Origin of the sequence: Embleya australiensis, from assembly GCF_051903075.1 — a bacterium.
Classification (GTDB): domain Bacteria; phylum Actinomycetota; class Actinomycetes; order Streptomycetales; family Streptomycetaceae; genus Embleya.
Genome location: NZ_CP182423.1, coordinates 1,091,209 through 1,117,154, shown reverse-complemented (window position 1 = coordinate 1,117,154; position 25,946 = coordinate 1,091,209). Strand labels below are relative to the sequence as shown.

At 71.7% G+C, this 25,946-nt stretch carries 24 protein-coding genes; 13 read left to right on the top strand and 11 right to left on the bottom strand.

From position 1 onward, the window contains the following. The first annotated feature begins 12 nt into the window (after positions 1 to 12). From ACMXN5_RS35130 to ACMXN5_RS35120, 3 genes are read left to right on the top strand one after another with little or no spacing between them, the layout of a single operon-like run. Positions 13 to 1,035: a serine/arginine repetitive matrix protein 2 gene (locus ACMXN5_RS35130; RefSeq protein WP_439678939.1), complete on the top strand. Its 1,023-nt coding sequence runs from the start codon at positions 13 to 15 to the stop codon at positions 1,033 to 1,035. A gap of 58 nt (positions 1,036 to 1,093) precedes the next feature. Further along, positions 1,094 to 1,402, top strand: a complete 309-nt coding sequence (locus ACMXN5_RS35125) for a hypothetical protein (protein ID WP_078982172.1) — start codon at positions 1,094 to 1,096, stop codon at positions 1,400 to 1,402. 51 nt (positions 1,403 to 1,453) lie between these two features. After that, the gene (locus ACMXN5_RS35120; protein ID WP_439678938.1) at positions 1,454 to 1,789 is read left to right on the top strand and encodes a WXG100 family type VII secretion target; all 336 of its coding nucleotides are present in this window, start codon (positions 1,454 to 1,456) and stop codon (positions 1,787 to 1,789) included. A 100-nt stretch (positions 1,790 to 1,889) separates the two neighbouring features. On the opposite strand, the gene ACMXN5_RS35115 is transcribed toward ACMXN5_RS35120, so the two are convergent. The 3 genes from ACMXN5_RS35115 to ACMXN5_RS35105 form a co-directional block, all read right to left on the bottom strand. Continuing rightward, a complete protein-coding gene (locus ACMXN5_RS35115; RefSeq protein ID WP_439678937.1) occupies positions 1,890 to 6,572 on the bottom strand; it encodes an FtsK/SpoIIIE domain-containing protein in 4,683 nt (1,560 codons plus the stop codon). A 171-nt stretch (positions 6,573 to 6,743) separates the two neighbouring features. Then, the gene (locus ACMXN5_RS35110) at positions 6,744 to 8,261 is read right to left on the bottom strand and encodes a hypothetical protein (RefSeq protein WP_439678936.1); all 1,518 of its coding nucleotides are present in this window, start codon (positions 8,259 to 8,261) and stop codon (positions 6,744 to 6,746) included. 91 nt (positions 8,262 to 8,352) lie between these two features. Next, positions 8,353 to 8,934 carry a sigma-70 family RNA polymerase sigma factor gene (locus ACMXN5_RS35105; RefSeq protein ID WP_439678935.1) on the bottom strand — a complete coding sequence of 194 codons (582 nt, stop codon included), beginning with the start codon at positions 8,932 to 8,934 and terminating at the stop codon, positions 8,353 to 8,355. A gap of 398 nt (positions 8,935 to 9,332) precedes the next feature. On the opposite strand from ACMXN5_RS35105, the gene ACMXN5_RS35100 reads away from it, so the two are divergent. The 3 genes from ACMXN5_RS35100 (at position 9,333) to ACMXN5_RS35090 (ending at position 12,091) form a co-directional block, all read left to right on the top strand. Further along, positions 9,333 to 9,863: a hypothetical protein gene (locus ACMXN5_RS35100; RefSeq protein WP_439678934.1), complete on the top strand. Its 531-nt coding sequence runs from the start codon at positions 9,333 to 9,335 to the stop codon at positions 9,861 to 9,863. 137 nt (positions 9,864 to 10,000) lie between these two features. After that, a complete protein-coding gene (locus tag ACMXN5_RS35095; RefSeq protein WP_439678933.1) occupies positions 10,001 to 11,530 on the top strand; it encodes an FAD-binding oxidoreductase in 1,530 nt (509 codons plus the stop codon). A gap of 87 nt (positions 11,531 to 11,617) precedes the next feature. Next, on the top strand, positions 11,618 to 12,091 hold the full coding sequence (locus ACMXN5_RS35090; protein WP_439678932.1) for a hypothetical protein: 474 nt from the start codon (positions 11,618 to 11,620) through the stop codon (positions 12,089 to 12,091). Here the strand turns inward: ACMXN5_RS35090 and ACMXN5_RS35085 are convergent. The 3 genes from ACMXN5_RS35085 to ACMXN5_RS35075 all read right to left on the bottom strand — a co-directional run bounded on the left by ACMXN5_RS35085 (position 12,033) and on the right by ACMXN5_RS35075 (position 15,883). Continuing rightward, a complete protein-coding gene (locus tag ACMXN5_RS35085) occupies positions 12,033 to 12,365 on the bottom strand; it encodes a histone-like nucleoid-structuring protein Lsr2 (protein WP_380007840.1) in 333 nt (110 codons plus the stop codon). The genes ACMXN5_RS35090 and ACMXN5_RS35085 overlap by 59 nt on opposite strands. A gap of 274 nt (positions 12,366 to 12,639) precedes the next feature. After that, positions 12,640 to 13,500 (bottom strand): class I SAM-dependent methyltransferase, encoded by an 861-nt coding sequence (locus tag ACMXN5_RS35080; RefSeq protein ID WP_439678931.1) that lies wholly within the window; start codon positions 13,498 to 13,500, stop codon positions 12,640 to 12,642. A 139-nt stretch (positions 13,501 to 13,639) separates the two neighbouring features. Beyond that, positions 13,640 to 15,883, bottom strand: coding sequence for an MMPL family transporter (locus ACMXN5_RS35075; RefSeq protein ID WP_439678930.1), 2,244 nt, complete (start codon positions 15,881 to 15,883; stop codon positions 13,640 to 13,642). Between the two features lie 180 nt (positions 15,884 to 16,063). Here ACMXN5_RS35075 and ACMXN5_RS35070 point away from each other — a divergent pair, with 180 nt between their 5' ends. After that, positions 16,064 to 16,852: a TetR/AcrR family transcriptional regulator gene (locus tag ACMXN5_RS35070; protein ID WP_439678929.1), complete on the top strand. Its 789-nt coding sequence runs from the start codon at positions 16,064 to 16,066 to the stop codon at positions 16,850 to 16,852. A 138-nt stretch (positions 16,853 to 16,990) separates the two neighbouring features. Here the strand turns inward: ACMXN5_RS35070 and ACMXN5_RS35065 are convergent, their stop codons facing one another. Then, positions 16,991 to 17,986 (bottom strand): right-handed parallel beta-helix repeat-containing protein, encoded by a 996-nt coding sequence (locus ACMXN5_RS35065; RefSeq protein WP_439678928.1) that lies wholly within the window; start codon positions 17,984 to 17,986, stop codon positions 16,991 to 16,993. A 227-nt stretch (positions 17,987 to 18,213) separates the two neighbouring features. On the opposite strand from ACMXN5_RS35065, the gene ACMXN5_RS35060 reads away from it, so the two are divergent. Next, a complete protein-coding gene (locus ACMXN5_RS35060; protein WP_439681349.1) occupies positions 18,214 to 19,455 on the top strand; it encodes a serine hydrolase domain-containing protein in 1,242 nt (413 codons plus the stop codon). On the opposite strand, the gene ACMXN5_RS35055 is transcribed toward ACMXN5_RS35060, so the two are convergent. Next, complete coding sequence (locus ACMXN5_RS35055) at positions 19,406 to 19,936, bottom strand: HAD domain-containing protein (RefSeq protein WP_439678927.1); 531 nt, start codon at positions 19,934 to 19,936, stop codon at positions 19,406 to 19,408. The genes ACMXN5_RS35060 and ACMXN5_RS35055 overlap by 50 nt on opposite strands. A 96-nt stretch (positions 19,937 to 20,032) precedes the next feature. Between ACMXN5_RS35055 and ACMXN5_RS35050 the strand changes: the two genes are divergently transcribed. Then, a complete protein-coding gene (locus ACMXN5_RS35050) occupies positions 20,033 to 20,842 on the top strand; it encodes an NmrA family NAD(P)-binding protein (RefSeq protein WP_439678926.1) in 810 nt (269 codons plus the stop codon). Here ACMXN5_RS35050 and ACMXN5_RS35045 read toward each other — a convergent pair. Continuing rightward, complete coding sequence (locus ACMXN5_RS35045) at positions 20,778 to 21,716, bottom strand: LysR family transcriptional regulator (protein WP_439678925.1); 939 nt, start codon at positions 21,714 to 21,716, stop codon at positions 20,778 to 20,780. The two genes, ACMXN5_RS35050 and ACMXN5_RS35045, sit on opposite strands and share 65 nt — an antisense overlap. 177 nt (positions 21,717 to 21,893) lie before the next feature. Here ACMXN5_RS35045 and ACMXN5_RS35040 point away from each other — a divergent pair, with 177 nt between their 5' ends. After that, positions 21,894 to 22,808: a ketopantoate reductase family protein gene (locus tag ACMXN5_RS35040; RefSeq protein ID WP_439678924.1), complete on the top strand. Its 915-nt coding sequence runs from the start codon at positions 21,894 to 21,896 to the stop codon at positions 22,806 to 22,808. A 51-nt stretch (positions 22,809 to 22,859) separates the two neighbouring features. Here the strand turns inward: ACMXN5_RS35040 and ACMXN5_RS35035 are convergent, their stop codons facing one another. Both ACMXN5_RS35035 and ACMXN5_RS35030 read right to left on the bottom strand, forming a co-directional pair. Then, positions 22,860 to 23,342, bottom strand: a complete 483-nt coding sequence (locus tag ACMXN5_RS35035; protein ID WP_439678923.1) for a hypothetical protein — start codon at positions 23,340 to 23,342, stop codon at positions 22,860 to 22,862. Between the two features lie 166 nt (positions 23,343 to 23,508). Beyond that, positions 23,509 to 23,805: a hypothetical protein gene (locus ACMXN5_RS35030; RefSeq protein WP_439678922.1), complete on the bottom strand. Its 297-nt coding sequence runs from the start codon at positions 23,803 to 23,805 to the stop codon at positions 23,509 to 23,511. A 109-nt stretch (positions 23,806 to 23,914) separates the two neighbouring features. On the opposite strand from ACMXN5_RS35030, the gene ACMXN5_RS35025 reads away from it, so the two are divergent. The 3 genes from ACMXN5_RS35025 to ACMXN5_RS35015 all read left to right on the top strand — a co-directional run bounded on the left by ACMXN5_RS35025 (position 23,915) and on the right by ACMXN5_RS35015 (position 25,905). Further along, complete coding sequence (locus ACMXN5_RS35025) at positions 23,915 to 24,160, top strand: hypothetical protein (protein WP_439678921.1); 246 nt, start codon at positions 23,915 to 23,917, stop codon at positions 24,158 to 24,160. 71 nt (positions 24,161 to 24,231) lie between these two features. Continuing rightward, positions 24,232 to 24,897, top strand: a complete 666-nt coding sequence (locus ACMXN5_RS35020) for a HEAT repeat domain-containing protein (RefSeq protein WP_439678920.1) — start codon at positions 24,232 to 24,234, stop codon at positions 24,895 to 24,897. A 3-nt stretch (positions 24,898 to 24,900) separates the two neighbouring features. Beyond that, a complete protein-coding gene (locus tag ACMXN5_RS35015; RefSeq protein WP_439678919.1) occupies positions 24,901 to 25,905 on the top strand; it encodes a HEAT repeat domain-containing protein in 1,005 nt (334 codons plus the stop codon). The last annotated feature ends 41 nt before the right edge of the window (positions 25,906 to 25,946 follow it).

Genomic DNA, 25,946 nt, shown 5'->3' with positions numbered 1-25,946 from the left:
CAGGAGGTCCGAATGGCGGATTTCGCCATCGACTACACCAACCTGCACGAGATCAATACCAAGCTCAGAGAACTCGCCAAGCAGGCCGATTCGGGCACCGGCGGGGCATTTCGCGAGCTGGGCGAGGCCGGCGCCGCCGAGCGCCGCGCCGCCCTGGGCACCTCCGGCCTCTCGACCTCGTTCAACAGCTTCTACCACCACTCCAAGTCCCGTACCGCCAAGGCCAAGGAGGGGCTGAACAAGCTCGCCGACAGCTTCAAGGCGGTATCCGACCTCTTCTTCGACCAGGACTCGAGGATCTCCGGTTCGGCGGGACTGATCACCACCGGCCTGGGCATCGACCAATGGCGCAACGCCAAGGCCGCGCACGACAAGTGGCTCGCGGACAAGACCAAGTGGGACGACTACCTGGCCTCGATCGGCGCCACCGAGTACTTCCGCGATCACCCGAACGAGACCATCCGACACGCATGCCACGATCCGGAGGCGCCCGCGTGGTGTGCCGCCTGGATCGCCAAGGGCGAGGACAGCGCGCCCCCCAAGCCCGGCGACGAGCCCCCCAAGCCCAGTGACAAGCCGCCGACTTCGCACCACTACGAGGACGAGCACGGCAAGATCGACGTGAGTGTCGAGTTGGACAAGGACAACAACATCGTCAAGGAGACGTCGAAGATCACCAATCCGCAGGGGCAGACCTACGAGACGACCACCACGTACAAGGGTCCCCCGGAATGGGTCGACGACGTGCCGGGCGCGGGCAAGGACGGAAAGCCGGGCCGGATCGACGTCCGCGACTACTCGATTACCACCACGTTGAGCGACGGCACCAAGAGCACGTCGGACTTCACCATCAACAAGGACGGCAGTGGCACCATGATCAGCCACTCCGGGAAGACGACCGAGCACTACATTCGCGACGGACCCAAGAGCGAGTGGAAGCGCGATCCCAAGTACGCCGACGAGGACGCCGGCAGCGACGGTACCGAAAAGGGCGGGGGCGTGCAGAAGCCGCCGCCCGGAGGCAAGCTCGACTGACGCTCGCCGCACCGTCGTTCGCGACGACCCACCCCGACTCGTTCCCGAGGAGACCCCCATGGGCGCCAACATCAAACTCACCTACTCCGAGATCACCCGGGTGTCCAACCTCCTGGACAACAGCGTCGAGCACACGCTCGTGCCCCGGATGAAGGAGGCCAAGACCGAGGTCGACAACGTGCTCACCACCAACCTCGTTCTCGTCAAGGCCAGTCCCGCGCTCCAGGCGCAGTACGAGAAGTTCAGCACGGCGCTCCAGGCCGCGACGGAGAGCATCAAGGGCTACGCGCAGCAGTTCCGGCAGATCATGCAGTCCGTTCAGGACATGGACAAGGACATCGCCGACAAGGTCAACTCCTCCCAGTAGCGGCCCGCCCGCGCGTCCCCACCCGACACCCGAACCCCCCCGGAGGACCCGATGGCCGACATCAAGGTCGATTACGACGAGATCCGCAGCGCCGCCACCCGGATGGGCACCAAGCTGAGCGACATCTCCAAAGAACTCGGCGACCTGGAGACCCAGGTCGCCACCCTGCTCCAGAACGGCCTGGTGTTCGAGAAGGCCAGCCCCGCCCTGCAGGAGGCCTACAACACCTTCAGCACGCAGATGAAGAACTCGGCGGGCAACATCGCGGCGTATGCCAAGAACTTCACCGACATCGCCGACTCGCTGGGCAGCTCCGACACCAAGCTGATGGGCGACATCAACGCCGCCGTCGCGAAGATGAAGGCGGAGGCGGCGGCGCACAAGTAGCCGCCGGCCGACCCCTCTTCGGCTGGGGCGCCAGGGCCCGTCGGCACGTTCCGGAAGTCCGCAGCGGACGGGAACGTGCCGACGGGCCCCGTGCCGCCGGTCAGCCGTCCAGGACCGTCAGCGGCACCTGGACCGCGATCGCCGCGCCCGAGTCGCCCGCGGTCCAGCCCCGGCCCGGGCCGAGCGGCGTGCGCACCTGCTCGGCCGACAGCCGGGCCCCGATCAGGTCCGCCTCGCCCAGCGTCTTGGGCCCGAGCAGCAGGCCGCGCCGCGAACGCCGGGCCATGCCGACCCAGCCCAGCGAACTCATCGACTCGGCCAACCCGGCCAACAGCAACCCCTGACCGTGGTCCCGGCCCGACGTCGCGATCCGGCGCAACACCGAGTCGGCGGCACAGGCCAGCATCAGATCGGCGTCGTCCACCACGACCACCACCGGATGCTCGCGCACCGAGGTCAACGCCTCCACCAGCACCTCCGGCTCCGGATCGGGGTCGGTGAGCACCTGCGCCAGGCCGTGCGCGGACAACTTGCGCAACTGCGAGTCACGCGGGGTCAGTACGACCAGCCGGGTGCCGCCCATCAGCAGCGACACACACATCGCAGCCAGTGCCGTGGTGCGCCCACTGCGCGGCGGCCCGGCGACCATGAACGACCCGCCGCCGTCCGCGAAGTCGTAGGTCAGCGGCGCGACCGCGTCGCCGCCCACACCCAGCAGTGCTTGGAACGGCTTGCGCAGCGACTGCGGCATGCGGTCGTGCGCCTCCTGGAAGCCGATCAGCGTCGGCATCTCGTTGACCCGGAACGGACGCCGTACGTCCGGCACGTTGCTGTCGCGCGCGGTCGCCCGCCGACCCAACTCCCGCATGGCCTCGGCCTGGTCGCTCTGGTCGTTCGCCGACGGGTCTTCTCCGTCGACGGCCGCCGCCACCGGCGCGTCGGTGATCGACGGCAACAAGGCGATCTGCGCCTCGATCGCCCCCGGCGCGAGCCAACCCCGCCCCGGCGCCACCGCCGCCGGGATGCTGTTGCGGGGCATCCCGATGAGCGTGTAGTCGCCCGGGTCGGTCTGGCGCAGCAGCAGCCGATGGTCGTTGTGCGCGGCCAGGCGCCCGCCGAGCAACAGCCGCTCCGACGTGGCGATCACATGGATCCCGGCGCCCTGGCCCTCGCGCAGGAGCCGCACGACGTCGCCGTACAACCGGCCGCCGTCGTAGTCGTCGAGCATGGTGCTCAGCGCGTCCCAGCCGTCCACCATGAGCACCAGGTGCGCGGGCCGTTGGTCCTTGCCCACCTTGCCCCGCAGTTCGGTGACGTCCGCGCAGTCGTGCCGGGCGATCAGCCGCTGTCGAAGGGTCAGTTCGGCGGTCAGCCGGTTGATCAGCCGCTCCATGCGTTCCGCGTCGTGGCGCGAGACGACCGCGCCGCAGTGCGGCAGCGCCTCCAGCACGCTCAGGCCCCCGCCGGCCGCGTCGATCGCGTAGATGTGCAGATCGGAGCACGGGATGGTGAGCGCCGCCGCGCCCGCGATGGTGCGCAGCACCTGGGTGCGGCCCGAACGTGGTGCGCCGATGACGTAGAGGTGGCCGAAGGACGCGAAGTCGATCGCGGCCAGCCGCCGGGCCTGTAGGTGCGGGATGTCGAGCAGGGCGTAGGGAACCATCGGTAGTGCGCCGGGCGCCGGTTCCGGGATGGCGGGCAGCTCGTCCAGCCGCATGCGGTCGTCCAGCGGCGGCAGCCAGGGGCTGGGCTGCGGGCGGAAGTCGGGCAACCTGTCCGCGGCTTCGCGCAGCGCGTCCACCAGGGCGCGCAGGTCGGTCGGCAGTTCCTGGGACAGCCCGGTCATCGGGTCCTCGTGCGGGTCGAAGTGCGACTCGGGTCCCGTGTCCGTGTCGTTCTCGACGTCGGCTTCGGCTTCGGAGAAGTCGAGCGGGCGGCCGAGGCGCTGCCAGCCGAGCCGGATGCCGCGTACCGGCCGGGACGCGGCGGCCTTGGCGACCGAACTCGGCAGCGCGCCGGGGCGTTCCGCGCCGACGAAGGCGGTCTGGAACGGCGTGGGCGGGCCCTCGCCGCGGCGGACCAGGGCACGTCCCGGGTTGTTCGGCGAGATGCCGGCGGCCTCGATGCCGTCGATGATGTCCTGGCTCTCCGAGCGGTCGGTCACCCGTAGGGCCATGCGCAGGTTGGTGTTGGCCTTGATCTCGTTGCTGACCGAGCCGCCGGGCCGCTGGGTGGCCAGCAGCAGATGCAGGCCCAGCGAGCGGCCGCGCTGGGCGAGGCTGATCAAACCGGGTACGAAGTCCGGCAGTTCGCGCACCAGCGTGGCGAACTCGTCGATCACCAGAAGCAGTCGGGGCAGCGGGGGCAGGCGCGGATCACGCGCGCGCTTGGCCCGGTACTCGGTGTGGTCCTTGGCCTCGACCTCGTTCAGGACCGTCTCGCGGCGGCGCAGTTCGGCATCCAGGGAGGCCAGCGCGCGTTTGACCAGGTGGCCGTCGAGGTCGGTGATCATGCCGAGGGTGTGCGGGAGTTCGGCGCATTCGCGGAACGCGCTGCCGCCCTTGTAGTCGACCAGCACGAACGTCAACTCGTCCGGACGGTTGACCGCGGCCAGCGACGCGATCATCGTCTGGAGGAGTTCCGACTTGCCCGAGCCGGTGGTGCCGCCGATCAGGCCGTGCGGGCCGTCGCGGACCAGGTCCAGGCGCAACACGCCCTCGTACCCGCTGCCCAGGACGAACGTGGTGGACGCCGGGCGGCGCGCCCAGGCCCGGAGCAGCACCTCGGCGTCCGGCGGTTCCTGGCCGATCAGCGGCAACAGCGCGACCTCGGACGGCAGTCCGGAATCGCTCTCCACGGTGACGTCGAGCACCGGCGCGAGGGCGCGCGCGACCTCCTCGCACCAGGCGGGGTCGACCAGGTCGGCCCGGATGCCCTTCACCTCCGGCACGTGTGACGCCTTCAGGTCGAGTCGGCCGCCGTTCGCCGTCACCACCGCCGTGCACTCCTCCGGCAGCAGGTGCTCGCGCTCCTCCAGGCACAGGCTGAACACGCGTACGGCCGGGCCGTTCGTCAACACGTCGATCATGCCCGGCACATCGCGCAGGCGGCGGGCGCCGTCCAGGATCACCAGCACGTCGGGCTCGCGCTGCAGGGTGGGGCCGAGCGCCGACTGCGAGGAGTCCGTGCGGGTCTGCACGTCGGCGATCAACTCGTTGACCCGGTGTGCGGTGCTCTCCGGGTCGGTGCCGAGGGCCACCACCGCGGCGCCGAGTCGGCCGGGACGCAGGTGCGGCAACCACCGGACCCACTGCCAGGCTTCGGCGTGCTCGTCCTCGGTCAGCACGACGATGCGCACGTCTCGCGGGCTGTGCAGGACGGCGGTCTGGATCACCGCCCAACTCGCGATCCGGCGCGGCAACTCCCCGGAGGCGCCGATCCCGACCACCCCGAAGGCGGTCATCTCGACCCCGAACGGCACGTCCGCGATACGCCAGTTGACGTTGCGGTAGTGGTTCTCCCGGGCCTGGTCGTCGATGCTCTTGAGGGACGCGCGGGTGAGGGTGCCCAGTCGGATGGTCAGGTGGTCGGAGTCGCGCCGCCGGCGCTGCCACAGGGCCAGGCCCGGGCCGGTCGCGGTCAGCAACAGCGCCGCCGGGTCCGGGAACGTCGAGTTGCGCAGCCCGCGTTCCTCGACGGTCGCGCGGCGCATCTCGGTTTCCAGGGCCGATCGGCGGATGCGATAGACCCGCTTCGCCTCCTGGTAGTCGCGGCGACCGGTGCGCTTTCCGGAGATCCAGTTGCCGACCGCCATCAGCGGTGTGAAGAACACGAAGACGACGAAGAACAGGCTTCGGAACAGGAACATCATCGCCAGGCCCATCAGGAGCGGGGCGATCATCATCAGGAAGGGAAACGGGCGTTTGCTGGTGTCGGTCGGCGGACCCATCATCCGGATCGACTCGGCGTCCAGGTGCGGGGCGATGCGCGGCGGCCGGTTGTACTCGATGCCGAGGCCGTCCGGGGCCGGGCGTACCGCGGCCTCGGGCTCGTCCGGCGGGCCCGGGCGCAGCAGGTGCTCGCCGAGGGACAGGTCGGCGTAGGTCGGCCAGGGGAGCGAGCCGTCGTCGAGCGGCGGCAGTTGGCCGACGGGCGGCAGCGGCGGCTGTACGGGCTGTCCGTCCGGACCCGTGGGCGGGGGCTCGGTCGAGTGGCCGCCGGGCCCGCCCTCCTGCGTGCCGGCGGGCTCCTCGGTGGACAGCGGCGTGCCGGTGATCGGATCGACGGGCGGCGGCGGGGTGAGGCTGCGCAGGCCGCAGTCGGCCTCGTCGGCGTCGTCCGGGAGGGCGACGGTGACGGAGCCGTCCGTGCCGACCGTGATCCAGGTGCCCTGTGCGGGGGCGCCGCCGCCGTCCAGGCGCAACGCGCACGCCCGATCGGTGCCGACCTCGTGCCGGCCGGGGCCGAGCCGCCACACCCGGCCCGCGCCGGGGCCCGAGACGTGCCGCACGGTGACCAGGACCGGATCGGAGCCGGGCGGTCGCCACGCCCGGGTCGCGGTCTCGGTCGGCGCGGGAGCGCCGAGACCGATCACCGCGCCGGCGCGGATGCCGCTCGCGCCCACGCGCGCGTCGGGATTGAGCCGCCGATCACCCAGGAACAGATCGGCGGCGCCCAGCACCGACCCGAGGTCGGCGACGGTCGCCGAATCGGGCACGTCCAGCAGGTGATCGGAGCGTCGGCCCTGCGGATCGGTGGTGGTGAGAGCGAGATTCACGGGCATGCAACTCTCTCGCGGGGTGGGGGAGGGGGTACGGACCCCGCCTCGCCCCGGCGGGGGTGTCCGGGGGCGAGGCGGGGCCGCGGTGGGCCTGCGCGGCGGATCTCGGCGGATCGGGCCGCGCCGTCCGGTACCGGACGGCGCGGCGTCACCGAGATCCCGCGGGACAGGCCCTCAGGCCCTGGAGCCGGGGGGGAACGGCTCGGGGGCGGGATCGGGGGTTCGGTCGGTGGGGGTGTCGGTGGGCGGATCGGGTTGGTCGGGGGTTGGTTCGGCGCGGGGACGTGCGTCGGGCCCGTCGGTTGGTTCGGCCGGGGGAGACGGGTCGGGTCTGTGGGTGGGCTCGATGATCGGGGACGGATCGCGGCCGGTCGGCGGTTCGGTGACGGGGGGTCGGCCGGGGGTGTCGGCGGGTTCCCGGCGGGGGGTTGCCTCTCGGCGGGCCGAGACGGCGGGGGAGCCGGTGGGTGTGCCGGCGGCGGGGGCGCGGAATGTGGCCGTCGCGCTCGATTCGGGTGCGGGGCGGGCCGAGGCCGGCTCCGCGGTCGAGGATCGTGCGGAGACGGCCGCGGCCATGGATTCGGCCGGTTCCCCGATGGCCACCGGCTGCGCCGCCCGCGGCTCGGCGGCGGTGGATTCGGCCCCGGCCTCCTCCTCGGCGAACCACGCGGCGTGGTCCACTCCGGAGCGGGCCACCGGCGCGGGTACCGGCGGCAGCACCGGCGGAATGGTCGGCAGTACGCGGGCCAGCGCCGCGCCGAGGGAATGGCACACGACCACCAGCGGCGTGCCGGGCAGAGCGACCCGTCCGTGTCGATCGGTGAGCAGTGTCCGGATGTGTCCCCGTCCCGGCCCGCCGAGCAGCAGCCGCAACGGCGGTTCGTCACCCGGAGGTTCGGTCAGTTCGGGCGGCAGCGGATCCGGCAGCTCCGGGGTCACCAGGAACGTGGGCAGCCCCAGCCGGGGCGGCCTGCCGCGAGCGGTCCGGTACGCCTCCCGCACCGGCTGTCCGGCCACGTCGCGGTGCACCCCGTCGGCGACCACGACCTGCCCGGTCGGCAGCCTGGCGTCCAACTGGGCCGCGACCGCCTGGAACAGGGCCGGTCCCGAACGCGGATCACCCTGTACACACACCATCGCCGGACCGACGACGAGGTCGACGAACACGCACTCCCGGTCCCGCTCGCCCAGCGCGACGACGACCGGCCTGGTCCCTTCCGCGTCCGGCGTGACCGACGGCAACTCCGCCCGAACGGCCGTCCAGGCCCACGGGTCGTCGGGGACCGCCCGCCAGACGCCGCGAGGCGACGGCATCCCGGCGGCGGCGAACAACACCGTCACCGTGTCCTCGCCGACGATGGCGGCATACGGCTGAGCGGGCGTAGCGGCGAACTTCGCGGCCACCAGCGCACGTTCCGCGTCCCGCCAGGTCGTCGCCGCACCCAGGCCCCGCACCAGCACCCGTACCGAGCGCCGATACCGCAGCCAGGCCCGCGCCGGGCCGCCGAACGCGTAGGCGGTCAGCGCGATTTCCCGCCACAACCGCCGCGCCGCCGCCTTCCACCCGCCCATTCGCATCGCGAAGAACCGGAGGATCAGGAAGACCACGAGCGCGGCGGCCGAGATGCCACCCCAACGGAGGATCGTTTCGCGGTGGTCCGCGAAGAAGTCGAGCGGATCGATGTTCCTCATCTGCCGGGTAGCTCCCCACATCGGGCATCCACGACAGCACCCGACCGTGCTGCCGCGTGGTCCGCGCGACACTGTATGGAATTTCGGGTGCTCATCCGCCGCCGCGCTCCTCCAGGGCCTGGCGCAGGGCGCGGATCGCGTAGTAGGTACGGGACTTCGCCGTTCCGACCGGTATGCCGAGCAGTTCGGCGGCCTGCTTGGGATCACGATCGCTCAACACCGTCTCGGCGATGATCTCGCGATGCGCGGCGGTGAGCGAGGGCAATGCGTCGGCGACGGCCATCTTCCAGAGCAGGGGCTCCCACTGGTCGTCGGCCAAAACGTACTCCAGGGGCTCCGGGCTGCACTCCTGGGGCCGGGAACGACGCGCGCGGCGGTCGTCCATCACGATCCGGCGCGCCACCGTCGCCAGCCACGGCATCAGGTTGGACGTGTCGTCGGCGATCGTGCCCGCGTGCCGCCACGCCCGCAACATGGTCTCCTGGACCACGTCCTCGGCCCACGGCCGGTCGCCGCCGGTGAGTTTGAGGCAGAACGACAACAAGGGTGTGGAGTATTGCCGATAGACGCGTTCCGCGAGGTCAGCGGGTTCCGTGAGGTCTGTGGGCTCGCCGTCGGGTGTCGAGCAGGCCTGGCCGCCGGTGTCACGGCCTCGGGTACAAAAAGACGTCACGGGCCCGGACCCTCGCTTCCCGGATGTGTCTCGGCTCGAACCGCGAACACTAACCACGGCGTGTTACAAGGTTGTTGGATCTGCGCTGAATTTGAGGATTCGCCGGCCGCCGCCGAAACCCCGAGTACGGCTCCCGGCAGGGCCGTTGGCGAGCGTCGATCTCGGGTGTCCCCATCCGGGACCCTCCCTCTCTCCGGCGACCGCGACACAACCGCGTTCATCCACACCTCCGAACCGAGGTTTCCCTGCGCACACGCGCTCCGCCGTTCGCGGGTTGCATGCCCTCGATCCGAAAAATTCGGGCGAGGGGCGGCGTGTCCGTGGCCGCCGATAGCTTCCCCGCGTGGACCGGACGGCTGTCGGGCCGACCGCACACGAGAAAAGGAAACCGAGAGCCCATGTCCATGTGGTTGATGCTCGCGAAGGTCGAACCGTCGGTGCCGGCGGCGGTACTGGAGCGGCCCGAACTGATCGAGACGCTCTTTTTCGACCCGGCCGACGAACCCGAGCGAATCGACCCGTCAGACCGACCCGATCCGGAACAGGCGGGGGTGCTCCCCGGCGAGTTTCGTCCGCGCGCGGACTCCTACAGGTTCGACTACCGCCTGCTCGCCGCGGTCGCGGAGAGCAGGGCGCAGGCCGAGCAGGGCACGGCCGACTGGGAGGCGGCCTTCCCCTGGTTGGCCGGGGCGACCGGGCACGAGTGCGACGAGGTCGAGGAGTACGAGTTCTGTTACGGGCCCGCCTTCGTCCTCGCCCCGGACGAGGTCCGTCGGGTGGCCGAGGGCCTGGTCGCCGAAGGCTGGGCCCGCGCCGGCGGGGCGGCCCGCTGGGATGGGGAGTGCGAGGAGCACGAACTGGAGGACCTGGGTCCGTTCTTCGCCGCCGCCGCGGCCGAGGGCAGGGCCGTGATCGGTGGGGTGGACTGAGCCGGGTGGACCCCGTCGTATCGGCCGATGGGCGCAGCCCGGCGTGCCTTCGACCGATTCGGGGATAAAGCTTGCGATAACTCAGGGTATGCGTCGCCGGCACGCGGTGCGCACGGGTCGCCGGGAGATGTGGGTATATGACGATCGATCGACGAGGATTCCTGACCGCTTTGGGGGTCGGCGGTGCGTTGGTGCTCACGGGGTCGACGGCCGACGGATCGGTGCGCGGCGCCGTGAGCCGGCCGGCGCCCCGGGCGCGCACGTACGCCGGGACGCGGACGCCGACGGCCGGGCCGCCGGACTGGTCGGCGTTGAAGGCGCGCCTTGACGGTCGGTTGTTGCTGCCCGCGGACCAGGGATACGACGTGGCCCGGCTCGGCTTCAACGAGTTGTACGACCGGCAGTTGCCGGCGGCGGTGGCCCGCTGCACGTCGGCGACGGATGTACAGAGCTGCCTGGACGCGGCCCGAGGCCACGGCGTGCCGATCGCCGCGCGCAGCGGGGGGCACAGCTACCTCGGATACAGCGTGCCCGACGACGGGCTGGTGATGGACCTGCGGCCGATGGCGCGGATCGAGGTGCACGACGACGGCACGGTGGACGTCGGCGCGGGCGCCCGGCTGATCGAGGTGTACGCCGGACTGGCGCAGGCGGGCCGACTGCTGCCGGGCGGCTCGTGTCCGACGGTGGGGATCGGCGGGCTGACCCTGGGCGGCGGGATCGGGGTGCTGACCCGCAAGTACGGGCTCACCTGCGACCGGCTGGTCGCGGCCGAGGTGGTCACCGCCGACTCGCGCGTGCTCACCGTGTCCGAGTGCGCCGAACCGGATCTGTACTGGGCGCTGCGGGGTGGGGGCGGCGGCAACTTCGGCGTGGTCACGCGGTTCACGTTCCGCACGGAGCCGGCGCCCCCGCTCACCGTGTTCTCGCTGCGTTTTCCGGCCGGCGCGACGCCCTCGGTGGTCGGGGCCTGGCAGGGGTGGATCGCGGACGCGCGGCCGGAGCTGTGGTCGAACTGCGTGATCTCCGGCGGCACACCGCCGACGTGTCGGGTGGGCGGCTGCTACGTCGGCACTCCCGACGCGCTGAACCCGCTCCTGGACACGCTGGTCGCCGCGGTCGGAACGCAGCCCGGAACGCGCAGTGTGCAGGCGAAGAACTACCTGGACGCGATGAAGTACATGGCCGGCTGTTCGACCGACACCATCGCCCAGTGCCACCCGACGTTCGAGGGCGGACGACTGACCCGCGAGGCCTTCGTCGCCGTCTCCCGCGTGCTGACCGCCGCGCTGGACGGCCAGGCGGTGGTGGGCCTGATGGCCGGCCGCGTCGGGCTGGACCTGCTGCTGGACTCGATGGGCGGCGCCGTCGCCGAACTCGCCCCCGACGCGACCGCCTTCCCGCACCGCAAGGCCCTGGCCACCGCCCAGATCTACGCGAACACCACGCCGGCCGGCCAGGCGGCGGCCACCGAGGCGGTCGACGCGGTCCGCGACGGCCTCGCCGCACTGGGCGCGACGGGCGCCTACGTCAACTACATCGACGCGACCCTCCCCGACTGGGGCACCGCCTACTACGCCGGCAACCTCCAACGCCTGAAGTCGGTGGCCCACCACTACGACCCCACAGGCGTCTTCGCCTTCCCCCAATCCGTCACCAACGCCTGATCCCCGCCGACCGTCGCGGTATTCGATGGTGCGGCTCGGGATCCGGTGTCAGGATGGCGGCTTCGGCGATTTCGGGAGGCCATCCGCGTGCCCACGCCTGCCGACTACCTGGAAGCGGCGCGTACGGAGAAGGACGGTTCCGCCCTGCATCGCCTCGCGCGGCGTCCCTATCCCTTCGTGTGGCACGCCCTGGCCGCCAATCCCCACACCCCGTCCGCCGTTCTGCTCGAACTGAGCACGGCCCGTGACGGCGCCTGGAACGACAACATGCTCCTACGCCTGTTGGCGGAGCACCCCGGCGCGGATCGCGTCGTGCTTCGGGCCGTGCTCGATGCCGTGGCGGCGAGGCTCGACGAGGGCGAACGGCCCTATGCCGCGGCGCTCGCCCTCGCGGATCGCCCGGAAGCGGAGGCCGACGAGGTGCGGAGGCTCGGGACGCTTCGCGGCGCCTCCGCGCGCCTCCGCACCGGGCTTGCCCTGCGCCTCAGTGCCCGCGTTCGGGTCAGTGAGCCGCCTGGTACTTCGCCACGATGTCACCCGGTACCCGGCCGCGGGCGTTGATTTCGATGCCCTGTGCCTTGGCCCACTCCCTGACCTTCACCGGGTCCGGGCCGTCGCCGGTCTTGTGGGCCTTGACGGCGGTGCGGCGCGACGTGCCGGTCTTGCGGCCGGCGTGGAAGTACGGGCCGAGGGCGTCCAGCAGTTGCTGGTAGGTGTCCTGGCCGAGGTCGATCTCGTAGGTGACGCCGTCCAAGCCGAACGTATGCGTTGCGATGTCTTCACCCTCGTTGCCGGTGATGTCATCCGTGTAGAGCGTGACTACGCGCTGAGCCATTGGTGAGAATCCCCTTCCTGGGAGCGGGCTGATCGTAACGGAAAGGGGGTCCATGTCGCCCGCCCGGCGGCCGGAAGATCAGGTGATTCGGCTCGCTTCGGAATTGTCGGGCGGCGGAAACGGCTTTGGATACGATCCGATCTTTATCCCGATCGCGCATCGAAGAGAAGCATCGCATTTCCACGCGTCGCTATTGTCGTCGGGACGAAGTCCCGGCGTCGGTACTTTTGGCATTGCTCCGGAAGTGGCGAGGGATCGGGTTGCCGGCGCGGCGTCAGCCGGCGCGGGTGATCCAGGTCGTGCGTCGGGTCCGCAGGGCCAGGTCCTCACGGGTGAACAGGCTGTGCGGGGACTCGGGGTCGAGGAGGCGGTCCAGGGCGGTGCGGTCCTCGGGGGTCAGGAGCCGGCCGATCCGGGTGCGGAGGCCGGTGAAGGTGGTGTGGGCGTAGCGGGTCACCGCCGGGTTCCGCGAGGCGGGGACGTGCAGCGTTCGGGTGCGTTCGGACTCGATGGCGAAGCCGGCCGCGACGAGTTTTGGGGCCCAGTCCGCATCCCGGTGGGAGGCCATCGCCGCGTGTTGCCGGTCGATCGTGGCGTGGCAGCGGTCTTCGAGGCCGGGGCTGTCCGCCGGCGCCTCGGGCGGGAGGAAGCGGGGGAAGGCGGCCAGTTCGATCATGACGAACAGGCCGCCCGGACGGAGCAGTTCGCGGACTTGGCGCAGGGTGCGGTCCGGGTCGCTCATGTGGTGCATCGAGGCGGACGCCCAGACCAGCTCCGGGCGGCCGAGGTCGGGCGGCGTCGGGGTGTCGAGGTCGGCCCGCACGATGCGCAGACGCTCGTCCACGCCGTCGGCGACCGCGTTGTCCCGCAGGCGATCCAGGTGGGCGGGGGCGGAGTCGACGGCCGTGACCCGGGAGTTCGGGAAGTGCCGGAGCAGGGCGAGCGTACCGGCGCCGGTTCCGCAGCCCAGGTCCACGATGTGACGAGGCTCGGTCCCCGAGGGCAGCGACGCGGTGACGGCGTCCATGTGCTCGGCGAGGACTTCCGCGTCCAGGTCCAGGGTCTCCGTGAGGTCGGCCTCGGCGTGGTCGTGCGTGTGGGCGGTGTGCGCGCCGTGATGTGCGGGGTGGGTCATGCCGTCACGCTAGGCGGATCGCGCGCCGCCGACCCGATGGGTTGCCGGATGCGCAAGGCGATCCCGAGAGGAGTTGCCGTACGCGCAAGGCACGAAGCGGACGGGGCGCGAATTCGCGCCCCGTCCGCCGCCGGTGTGCTCAGACGCCCGCCGGGTCCTTCTCGCTCGCCGCGCCGACGAGGGGCTTCGGCGCGACCGCCGGCGCCGGGCCGCCTTCGCTCAGGCCGAAGCGGTCGTGGAACCTGCGCAGCGGGCCGGGCGCGTACCAGGCCGAGCGGCCAAGCAGCCGCATCGCGACGGGGACCAGCACGCCCCGTACGGCGATCGCGTCGATCAGGATCGCCAGCCCCGTACCCATGCCGAACATCTGCATGAAGCTGATCCGGGCCGTCCCGAAGGCGAAGAAGCTGACCGCGAGCAGCGCGGCGGCGGCGCTGACGATGCGTCCCGTGTGGCCGAGGCCGTTGACCACCGCGGACTCGGTGTCCTCGCCCTCGTCGTGCAGTTCCTTGATCCGGCTGAGCACGAACACCTCGTAGTCCATCGACAGGCCGAAGGCGATGCAGAACATCAGCACGGTCATCGACGTGTCCATCGGCTGCGGGGTGAAGCCGAACAGGGAGGCGAGGTGGCCGTCCTGGAACATCCAGGTCATCACGCCCAGGGCCGCGCCCAGGCTGATCATGTTCAGGAGCAGTGCGCGCAGCGGCTGGACGACGCTGCCGGTGAACAGGAAGAGCAGGAGGAAGGTGGTGACGGCGACCAGGGCGATCGCGGCGGGCAGTCGACCGCCGATCGAGTCCTTGGAGTCGACCAACTCGGCGTCGGTGCCGCTGACCAGCGGGTGGGTCCCGGGGGGCGGCGTGACCGCCCGTACGTCGGCGACCAGGTCCTGGGCGGCGTCCGACTTGGGGGCCAGGGCGCCGACCACGTCGATGCGCTGGGCGTCCGGGCGGCCCATCGCCGGGTTGCCGGCGCCGGGCGCGGCGAGCCGGCCGCCGATGTACGTGCCGGTGGAGGTCGCGACGCGGACCACGTCCCTGTGCCGGGACAGTTCGCTCGCGTACGCCGCCAACGGGCCCTCGGCCACCGGACCGTTGATCACGATGTGTACGGCCGCGGCGTCGTTGCCGTCGAAGTTCGTCCGCAGCGCGGTCGAGACCTCCCGGCTCCGCGCGTCCTCGGGCAGCACTCGTTCGTCGGCCGTGCCGAACGTGATGCCGAGCAGCGGGCTTGCGGCAAGCAGCAGTACGGCGAGCACCGGAATCGCGGTGAGCGCGGGACGTCGCATGACGGTGCCGGCGATCCGTCCCCACAGGGGCGTGCGGGCGGAGGCGGGGCGGTCGAACCTCGCCCACGGCATGCGGCCGCTGTTGACCCGGTGCCCCAGGAGGGCGAGCAGCGCGGGCATCACGAACAGGGTGGCGACCGCGGCGACGATGATCACGCCGACCCCGGCGTAGGCGAACGAGCGGAGGAAGAACTGCGGGAACACCAGGAGTGACGCGAGCGCGGCGGCGACGGTGGCGGCGGAGAACGCGACCGTACGGCCCGCGGTGCGCACGGTGTGCCGGACGGCGTCGTCCACGTTTGCCCCGGCCGCGAGGTGTTCGCGGAATCGGCTGATCATCAACAGGGCGTAGTCGATGCCCAGGCCGAGGCCGAGGGCCGTGGTCAGGTTGATCGCGAAGACCGAGACGTCGGTGAGGCCGCCGAGGACGGCGAGTTCGGCGAACGTGCCGACGACGGCGACGGTACCGATGACCAGCGGCAGCAGCGCCGCGACCACGCTGCCGAAGACGACCAGGAGCAGGAGCAGGGTCAGCGGAACGGCGATCACCTCGGCCAGCACGAGGTCCTTCACCACCTGCTCGGACAACTCGTCGCCCACGGCGGTGGCACCGCCGGCCTGGACGGTGAGCCCGGGTCCGTACCGCCCCGTGTAGTGCTCCAGGATGCCCTTGACGTTCTCCGCGCGCTCGCTGTCGTCGCCCTTGACGTGGGCGAGCACCATCGCCTGTCGGCCGTTCTTGGAGCGCAGCTCCGGGATGCCCGCGTCCCAGTAGGAGATCACGTTGTCGAGGTGTTTCTCCTTTTTGAGATCGGTGACCAGGCTCTGCCCGCCCTGCCTGGCCGCGGGGCCGTCGACGCCGCCGTCGGGGGCGCGGACCAGCAGGACCAGGTTGGTCTCCCCGCCGAACTTCTTGTCGATGACCTGTTTGGCGCGGGTGGACTCGGAGGCCGAGTCGTCGAACCCGCCCCCGCTCAGCAGTTTGCCGAACGCGCCGGCGCCCAGGACGCCCATCAGGACCACGAGCAGACCCGCGACGACGAGTACCAATTTCGGCCGGCGAACCGTGAGTTCGGCTATGCGTTCAAACACGGGTTGTCTCCTTGGGCTCTTGCCATAACAAAAGAAAAGACCTGGAATGCGCCGTCCGCGGCGCTCCCTGCCACGCTTGATGACCCTAGTGAGGTACAAGAAACTTTGGCAGTGTTAGATTTTCTTCACAGGGTGCGCCGGGCTCGTGGCGCGCCGGAACCTTCGTCGTAAGGTCGTCGCATGTCTCCAGCCGAAGCCGGATCGACCGTGCCTGCGCCGCCGGCGCCTTCCGCGCCGCTCACGCTGCGTGAGCGGCGTCGGGCCGCCGCCGTGCGGGAGATCCTGAGCGCCGCCGAGGAACACATCGGCCGGGAGGGACCACACTCGTTGTCGCTGCGTGCGGTCGCCCGCGGCCTGGGGATGACCGTGCAGGCGCTCTACCACTACTTCCCGAGCCGGGACGACCTCGTCACCGCGCTCATCACCAAGGCGTACGACGACCTGGCGGACGCGGTACAGGTCGCGGTCGACGCCGTCGCCGACCCGGGCCTGTCGCGCATGGTGGCGGCCGCCGAGGGCTACCGCCGGTGGGCCGTCGCCAACCCGGAACGGTTCCAGCTGATCTACGGGGCACCGCTACGCCACTACGCGGCGCCCACCGACGGCCCGACCACCCAGGCCGTGCGCCGGATGAGCGCGATCTTCGAACGCGAGCTGTTCGGCGGGCTGACCACGCGGCAGCTGGCCGCCGCGGACATCCCGCCGCTGTCGCCGGCGCTGCGCGAGGAGTTGGAGCGGCTGCCACCGGACGGGCTGGGCTCACTGCCGCCACCCGCCGTCGCCATCATCCTGAGCGCCTGGGGCCACATGCACGGCCTGGTCTCCCTGGAGGTGTTCGGCCACACCTCGTTCGTCGACACGCACCAGGCGGAGATCTTCCGCGTCGCGATGCACACGATGCTCGCGGACATCCACCGCCGCATCCCACCGGCGGATCGGGCCGCCGCGGCGCGGCGGTCCCGCCCGTAGGCCGTCCGCGGGGCGCCGGCCGAGGGGCCGGTGGCGGTTGCCCACGGCGCGACCGCCCCACGGCGCCGCGCCCGACGACGCCGCGGCGGCGATTGCCTCGACCGGTCCGAAGCGCTTGCCGACGCGTGGGCGGCGCGGTCAGGGGATGACCGGGACGCCCGGGTTGACCAGGCCGTTGCCGCCGACGACGGTGTTGTCGGCGGTGACGGTGGTGGGACAGGCGGCGGTGTACGAGAAGGCGTGGATGGCGAGTCGGTCCGGGCCCGTCGCGCCGGTCAGGTCGGCGCGGTTGGCGTGAAAGACGGTGCCGCAGCCCCAACCCGGGAACTGCGCGTGCACCTGGAAGCCGTCGTTCGTGGAGTCGCGGCCCGTGTTGTCCTCGATCAGGTAGCCGTTCCCCTTCACGTCGACCCACGAGTCGTCGTAGTTGTTCCCGGTCAGGCCCGTGCCGTCGAAGGTGTTGCCCGCGACCCGGCCGCCGGTGGTGCCCTCCTTCAGGTCCACCGCCTCGCCGCCCACGTCGGGGCCGATCACGTTGCGCAGGATCTGCACCCGATCGCTGCGGTCGGCAAGCGTGTTGGCGGTACCGACGTACACGCCCTCGCCCATGCCGCGATTGTCCCGGCCGGTGTCGTAGATCCGCGAGTCGACGATCGCGCCGTCGCTGCTGGAATTGCGGAAGTGCACGCCCTCCATGGTGAGTTCGTGCACGGTGACGGAGTCCACCAGCACGCCGCGGGCGGCATCGATCATGATGCCCTTCTGGGCGTGGGTGAGGGTGATGCCGCGTACGGTCCAGTAGGCGGCGCCGTCGAGATGCAGGGCGTAGCCGCCGCCGGTGCCGGTGCGCAGTACGGCGTTGGTGGAGCCGACGAGGGTGATCCGGGCGTCGGCGCGACCGGCCCTGGTGGTACGGAAGTTGCCGGTGTACGTGCCGTCGGCGAGACGGATGGTGGCGCCCGGGGCGGCCGCGGCCAACGCCGACTTGAGCTGCGCCGACGTCGACACGAGCACGACCGGGTCGGTCGCGGACACGGTCGCGGCGGCGTGGCCGGGCGGCGCGACGGCGAGCACGGTGCCGAGCATGGTGGCGAGGGCGCTCACCAGGGCGAGCGACAGGGTACGGATGCGCATCGGGCAACCTTCCGTCGAGACGGTGACGGGACGCGTGCGGGCGAGCCGGGCCGGTGCATCCACCAGCGTGCGGCATCGGCGCGTAGAGGTCTAGACCAACACGGTGCCCACGTGTGCCCGGGGCGCGTTTGCGCCCCGAATGGGTTGATTTCGGGGACATCGGGTCATTCGGAGGTCGTCGGCGGGGGAGGATGGGCGAGGTCGACGAGAGGGAGGCCGCGGTGGCGATGCGGACGGTTCGAAGGGCCCTGGTCGCCGCGGTCGCGGCGGTCGCGATGACCGCCGTCGGGGCCGGCGTGCCCTCGACGGCGAGCGACACGGCCGCCGCGACGGGCGGGTCCGCCGCGTCGGGGGCCGGCCACGAACAGACCCGGGCCGCCGTGGACTTCGCGATCCGCTCGGGCGTGCCGGGCGTCATCGTCCGCGCCCGGGACGCGCACGGCGCCTGGCGCGCCACGGCCGGTGTCGCCGACCTGCGTACGGGCCGCCCGCCCCGCCCGGTCGACCGCTTCCGGGTGGGCAGCATCTCCAAGCCGTTCATCGCCGTGGTCCTGCTGCAACTGGAGGCCGAGGGCCGGCTGAGCCTCGCGGACAGCGTGGAGAAATGGCTGCCCGGCCTGGTCCGCGGCAACGGTAACGACGGCCGCGCCATCACGCTGCGGCAACTCCTCAACCACACCGGCGGCGTTGCCGACTACACGGACGACCCCGACCTGCACCTCCTGGGCAAGACCTTCCTGGACCACCGCTACGACACCTGGACACCGGAACGACTGGTCGCGATCGGACTGAAGCACGCACCGACGTTCCCGCCCGGCGCCGGCTGGAACTACACCACCACCGCGTACGTCCTCGCCGCGATGGTCGTCGAACGGGTCACCGGCCACACCTACGCGGCCGAGGCCGAGCGGCGCATCCTCGTCCCGCTCGGGCTGCGCTCCACGCTCCTGCCCGGCACGTACCCCCGCATCCCGGCGCCGAGCGGGCGGATGTACACGAAGTTCCCGGACGACCCGGACCAAACGGTGTACGACATCACCGAGTTCGACCCGTCCTGGGGGTGGGCGGCCGGTGAACTGGTGTCCGACACCGCCGACCTGGACCGTTTCCTCGCCGCCCTGATGCGCGGCCGGCTGCTGCCCGAGGCGCAGATGGCCGAGCTGACCACCACCGTGCCCTCACCCGACTTCGGCGACGGCCAGGACGACGGCCTGGGCGTCTTCCGCGCCACGCTGCCGTGCGGCACACAGGTGTGGGGACACACCGGTTTCCTGCCGGGTTCGCAGAGCATGGCCTACACCACCCGGGACGGCGGACACAGCCTGGTGGTCAACTTCGACACCGACTGGGCGGGCGACACCGACGCCGCCGGCTACCTACTCCTCGCCGAATTCTGCGGCACGCCCCCGCCGTCGGCGCTCACAAGCCCGCCACCCACGCCCCCAGGGCCGCGTAGTCGGCCGCGGTGAGCCCGTGCACGGCGTCGACGCGGTGCAGCAGCGCCGGCGCTGGATGGTGAGCCTCGACCCAGGCCCGGTCGCCGTCACCGATCTCGTCGTCGACCCACACGAACGGCCGCCCCGCCGCCCAGGCGACGAGCGCCCGGGTCTTCCAGTGCAGCCCGGCCCGATCGGCGTGCGCGTCGACGGCGGCCGGCTCCGGCCAGACCACCACGGGCAGCCGCGGCAGCCCGAGCCGAGGCGACACACACTCGTTCGCCTCGTGCATCCAGGTCGTCGCCCACACCACGTCACAGCCCAGCGCCGCCAACCGTGCGCCGTGCGCGGGATCGACCCTGGCCAACAGCGGATTCGCGAAGGCGTCCGGCACGTGCGGAACGAACCGGTAGGTCGGATAGCCATCCGGATACTGCTCCGCCGACGCACCGAACGGTATGAGGGGTCCGTCGACATCAAGAAAAAGAAGCGGCCGCTGCCCGGAGTCGATCACGTGCGCACGATAGCGGCAAACGGACCCGGTGAGGGGTGGCTTGACTTCAAGTGTGGTTGAACTCCTAGCGTCGTCGGGAACGAGAGGGGTTCGGCTGTGACGACACTTGTTACGGGTGCCACCGGGAACACCGGTCGGCATGTGGTGGCGGAGTTGGTTCGGCGCGGGGAGAAGGTTCGGGCGTTGACGCGTGATCCGGTCGCGGCCGCGGGGAGGTTGCCGACGGGGGTCGAGACGGTGGTCGGGACGCATACGTCGCCGGAGGGGTTGGGTGCCGCCCTCGACGGTGTGGATCGGCTGCACGTCACGGTGACGGCGGGAGCGGCCGAGGCCGGGCCGGAGTTGGTGCGGCGAGCGGTCGAGGCGGGTGTACGGCGCATCACGGTGGTGTGGGGCGGTTGGGTCGGGCCGGTCGAGCAGGCCGTGGCGGACTCGGGGGTGGAGTGGACGCGCCTGGAACCGCAGGAGTTCATGTCCAACACGTTGACCTGGATCGACTCGATCCGGGCCGAGGGAGTGGTGCGCGAGCCGTACGACTTCCCCAGCGCGCTGGTGCACGAGGCCGACATCGGCGCGGTGGCCGCGGCCGCCCTGCTCGACGACGGCCACGCGGGCCGCGTGTACAACCTCACCGGGCCCGAAGCGCTGACCACACGCGAGCGGATCGCGATCCTGGCCCGGGCGATCCACCGCGACGTCGACTTCGTCGCGATCACGCACGAACAGGCCGTGGCCAGGCTGATGGCCGGTGGTGTGTCGCGGGAGGACGCCGACTATGTGATCGGTTGGTACGCCGACCCGCCCGCCGAAGCCGGCACGGTGGTCGACACCGTCGAACGGGTCACCGGTCGGCCCGCCCGTACGTTCGGTCGCTGGAGTGCCGATCACGCGGGTCGGTTCCGGTGAGGGTGACGCTGTCGGCGAAGGCGCGGGCCAGGGGGGTCAGGTCGTCCCAGCGGCGTACGGCCCAGCCGACCGGCAGGCGGGGCAGGGCCGGGATGGGCAGGAAGCGTACGGGATCGGTGTCGGCGGGAGCCCGCCGGTCGGGCAGGGCCGGCACGAGGGCGTGTCCCAGGCCGAGTTCGACCAGCAGGATGGCGGTGTCCCAGTCGGCGACGCCCGATTCGGGCGGGACGCGGATGTCCAGTTTCGTGAAGGCCGCGTCGAGGTGGGCCCGCGAGGAGGAGTCCTCCGGAGGCCGGATGTAGCGGATGCCGGCCAGGTCGGCCGCGTCGACGTGGGCGCGTTCGGCCAGTGGGTCGTCGGCCCGGACCGCCAATACCCAGGGAAGTTCGGCCACGCAGCGCTGTTGGATGCCGGGAATCGGGCCGCCGACGGTGATCCAGGCGAGGTCGAGGGTGTTGGAGGCGAGCGCGTCGAAGCAGCTGCGACTGGAGGTCTCGGTGCGAAACTCCAGACTGGCCCCGGGATATCGGCTGCGGAAGGCGACGACCGCCTCCGACATGAAGTGCCGCACGGTCGTCGCGCCCGTGGTGACCCGGACGGATCCCGTTTCACCGCAGGCCAGTTCGTCGAGCCGACGAAGGGCCACATCCAGTCCGGCGATGCCGTCGGCCGCCGCCGCGTGCAGCAGTCGGCCCGCCGCCGTGGGGGCCACGCCGCGCGGGTGCCGCTCCAGGAGTTGCACCTTCGTCTCCCGTTCCAACCGCTTCACGTGCTGGCTCACCGCCGACTGGGTGCACGCGAGGTCCCGGGCGACGGCGCTCAGGCTCCCGGCCCGGCACACCGCGACGAAGATACGGAGGTCATCGAGGGTCATGGCCCCAAGGTAAGGCTTGGGAAGTTGGCAGCAAACCCGAGGATTGACTTGGGTTGCCGCCCGGTTCGATCATCGGAACCGGGCGGCAACCCGACCCGACCACGCGTCCCCGTCCGGACGGGAGACAGCCCGGCGGGACGGGTGCCGACCCTCGTCGCCATCGAAAGGAAACCGTCCGTGCCCGCTTCGACGTCGCCCCACGAGCCCGTCGCCGTGCCTCCCCGAGCCGTAGCGGTCCTCGGGCCGGGAGGAGTGGGCGGGCTGCTCGCCGCCCTGCTGTCCCGGGCCGGCCACCGCGTGACCTGCGTCGCGGGCAAGGAAACCGCAAAAGCCCTGCGCCGGAACGGAATTCGGGTACGCAGCGGGCAGTACGGCGAGTTCACCGCCCACGTCGACGCGGACACGCGCCTGCGCGAACCCGTCGATCTGTGCCTGATCACGGTCAAGCACACGGGACTACACGACGCGCTGGAGCGCATCCCGGCGGAAACGATCGGGGACGGGGTGATCCTGCCGCTGCTCAACGGCGTCGAACACCCGGCCCTGCTGCGCGAATACTACGGCGAACAGGCCGTCGTCCCGGGCGTGATCCGCGTCGAGTCGACGCGTCTCGCGCCGGGTGTGATCGAACACGGCAGCCCGTTCACGGAGATCGACCTGGCCGGCCCGCCTGAGCGCGTCGAGCCGTTGGCGGCGCTGTTCACCGAAGCCGGTGTGCGCACCCGCGCGGTGGGCGGCGAGGCGGCCGCGTTGTGGGCGAAGCTGGCCTTCCTCGCCCCCTTCGCGCTGCTCACCAGCCGCTACGGGCTCACCATCGGCGAGGTGCGGACCGGGCGGCGCGCGGAACTGCTCGCGCTCGTCGAGGAGGCCGCCGCGGTCAGCCGGGCCTGTGGCGTCCCCGTCGATCCGGCGCACTCCCTGGCGCTCTACGACTCGTTCCCGGAACAGACCAAGTCGTCCATGCAGCGCGACGTCGAGGCCGGCCGACCCACCGAACTCGACGCGATCGGCGGCGCGTTGCTGCGCGCGGGCGCGCGACACGGCGTCCCCGTACCCGTCGCGACCCGGCTGGTGGCCGAACTCACCTCGTAGTGAGGCCGCTTCGGTCCGCTCGGGCATGACCCGGACCCGGGGCGGCACGCGTCAGCGGAACACCGTCCACTCCACGTCGATCCGACGTACGCCCGCCGGGTCGGTGACGGCGAGGGCGGAGGCGATGCGATCGTCGATCACCACTTCCTCGCCGGGGCCGAGCGGTTGCGAGGTCCGTCCCCGGCGCAGGGTGGTCACGCCGTCCGTCGTCGCCGAGGCGGGGCGGGACACGCGCCAGTGGCCGGGTTCGATGCGTTCGAGTACGGCGTGTACCGGCGCCACGAACTCCCAGTCCGCGGGCACCGACAATCTGCAGGCCGCCCGGTCACGGCCGACCACGAACCGGCCGGGCCCCTCGCGCATGCCGAGGATGCCGAGAGCGGCCACGACCCGGGTCCACGCGCCGCCCTCCTCGCGCCGGAGCTTGGAGTCGCAGGCCCGACACCACCACTGCGCGCGATCCGGCCACACCACACACCCGCCGAGCCGGACCTCCCCGGCCCGAGCGCGCTCGCGCAGGGGCGCCGCGGGCATTCCGTACACGATCGGCACAACCGCCGCCGCACACACCGGGCACCGCGTCGACATCGACCACCCTCCCCGTCACCCGTTCGCCGAACCACCTGCATACCACCCCGACGCGCGGCGGCCCGGGCGGCCCGGTCCCGGACCGGGCCGCCCGGGCCGAGGGGTGGGGTCGTCAGGGGGTGACCACGGTGTGGGCCTGGTAGATCCTGGGCTTCGGGTCGGGCACGCCCAGTTCCTCGAGGATGGGGATGATGGTCTTGCCGAACTCCCGGAAGGCCTCCTCCGATTCCCAGACGTCGACGACGAGCCAGCCGTCCGGGGTGGCGGCGGAGGTGTGCGAGATGAGGCCGGACACGGGCCAGTCCGAGAGGTTCTTCACCGGGCCGGCGCGGCCGGAGACCTTCTCCGCGCTCTGCTCGTACTGCCTGCGGGTCATCCCCGGGACATCGAAGACGGCGACGATCGGCATGCTGGGCTCCTGTTCGGGAGGTGAACGTGGTCGTGGACGTGGAAGAGTCCGACCAGCCGAGTGCACCATCAGCCCCCGCCCCCCCGCATGCCGACTGACCCGAACGGGCGTGCCGGAACCGGTGGTCTACCCGACGTACTACCGCAACCTGTTTCCCGACCTGCGCGGCGAGCTCACCGCCGCGACACTCCGGGCGAGGGCCGCCGGCAGCGGGCTCTGGCCCCGGGACGCGACCACCACCGGTGCCGTGATCACCGGCATCCCCTCGACCACCGACGATGTCGTGATCCTCCCGAAGCTGTGCCGCAGACTCGACGACTACCTCCGGCTCGGCGACCCGTCCCTGGTGGGCTGACGCCCCGCCGGCCCTGGGGTTGACCTTGACACGATGGCAACGTTTTGACTGTCGCCGAGGAGGTGGTCGCGATGGCCATGGCGAAACAGGGCACGATGCGAGGTCTGCGGGGACTGGCGGACGACGATCCGTCGGTCCGGGTGCGCGTGGCGCTGGCGGCCGGCACGAACCCGGACCCGGGATTCGTCCGCACGCTCGTGGAGCGGTGCGGGATCGACCCCGACTTCCAGGTGCGCGAGACGTTGACGTGGGCGCTCACCCGCCACCCGGCGCCACTGACGGTCCCGCTGCTGGTTGAGCAGGCGCGTTCGGAGCGGGCGCGGGCACGTAGCCAGGCGTTGCACACGCTGTCCAAGATCGGGGATCGGCGGGCGTGGCCGGCGATCACACCGGCGCTGCTGTCCGACGCCGACGACGAGGTGGCGCGCAGCGCCTGGCGGGCGGCGGTGGTACTGGTGCCCGAGGATGCCCGGCACGAGCTGGCCGTAGTGTTGGCGACGCAGCTCGGGCGCGGCGAACACGAGACGCGGCTGAGCCTCAGCCGGGCGCTGATCGCGCTCGGGGAGGCGATGTTGCCGACACTCGGCGCCGCGACGACGGACCCCGATCCCCGCGTGCGTGCGCACGCGATCGCGACGGAGCGGTTGTGGCGCGACCCGGATGTCGGATTCGAGTTCGCGATCGAGGAGGCGAAGCGTGTCGCGGCCCTCGGCGGGGCCGGTGCGGAAGGGCGGTAGGCAGTGTTGATCGGTGACGTCGCGCGACGGTCCGGGGTCAGTGCCCGCATGCTCAGGCATTACGAATCGCTCGGACTGGTGCGGCCGACGGGTCGCACCGGTTCGGGCTATCGGGAGTATTCCGGCGAGGACATCCGGCGGATCTTCCACATCGAGAGCCTGCGGTCGTTGGGACTGTCGCTGCGCGACGTCGGGCGGGCGCTCGACGATCCCGCCTTCGCGCCCGCCGAGTTGGTCGACGATCTCATCGGGCGCACGCGCGAGCGGATCGCCGCCGAGACCCGATTGTTGACGCGACTGCGGCGGATCGGTGCCGCCGAACCGGCCGGCTGGGAGGACGTGCTCCAGATCGTCGCGCTCCTCCAGGCGTTGGGGTCGCAGAGCGCGGGCGCGCGGCAGCGGGCGGCGTTGTCCGCGATCGACGAGGGGCCCGTGCCGGTGGAGGCGCTGGTCGAGGCCGTGCTGGGCGAGTCGGACCCGAACGTGGCAGGCGCCCTGCGCTGGGCCTTGGCGCAGGCGGGCGAGGACGCGCCGACGCTGCTCGCGGCGGGACTCGACGCGCCGGAGGCCGAGGTACGCGAGCGTGCCGTCCGCGCCATCGCCGAGATCGCGAACGCCGGGGCGACCGCGCTGCTCCGGGACGCGCTCACCCACTCCGACGAGGTGGTCCGCGGGCAGGCGGCGTTGGCGCTGGGCGTGCGCGGCATGGCGGACGCGATTCCGACGCTGCTCGACATGATCGTGGCGGAGCGGAACGACGCCGACGCGGCCGACGCGCTGGGCGTGCTGGCCGGCGACCCGACGGTGGCGGAGCGTATCGCCGGTGGCCTGGTCGACTGCCTCGCGCATGCCGCGGCGAGGCCGTCGGCGCGGCGCCGGTTGACCCAGGCCCTGGCGGACATTCCGGGAAGTACGGCGTCACGGGCGCTGGCGGAGCTGTCCCGGGACGCGGACCGCGTCGTCGCGTCGACCGCGACGTACATCCTCGAGTTGCGCGGTGCGCGATAGCGGTGGGTGCGGGGTGCCTCGGCGAAGTCCGTTGCCGTGGT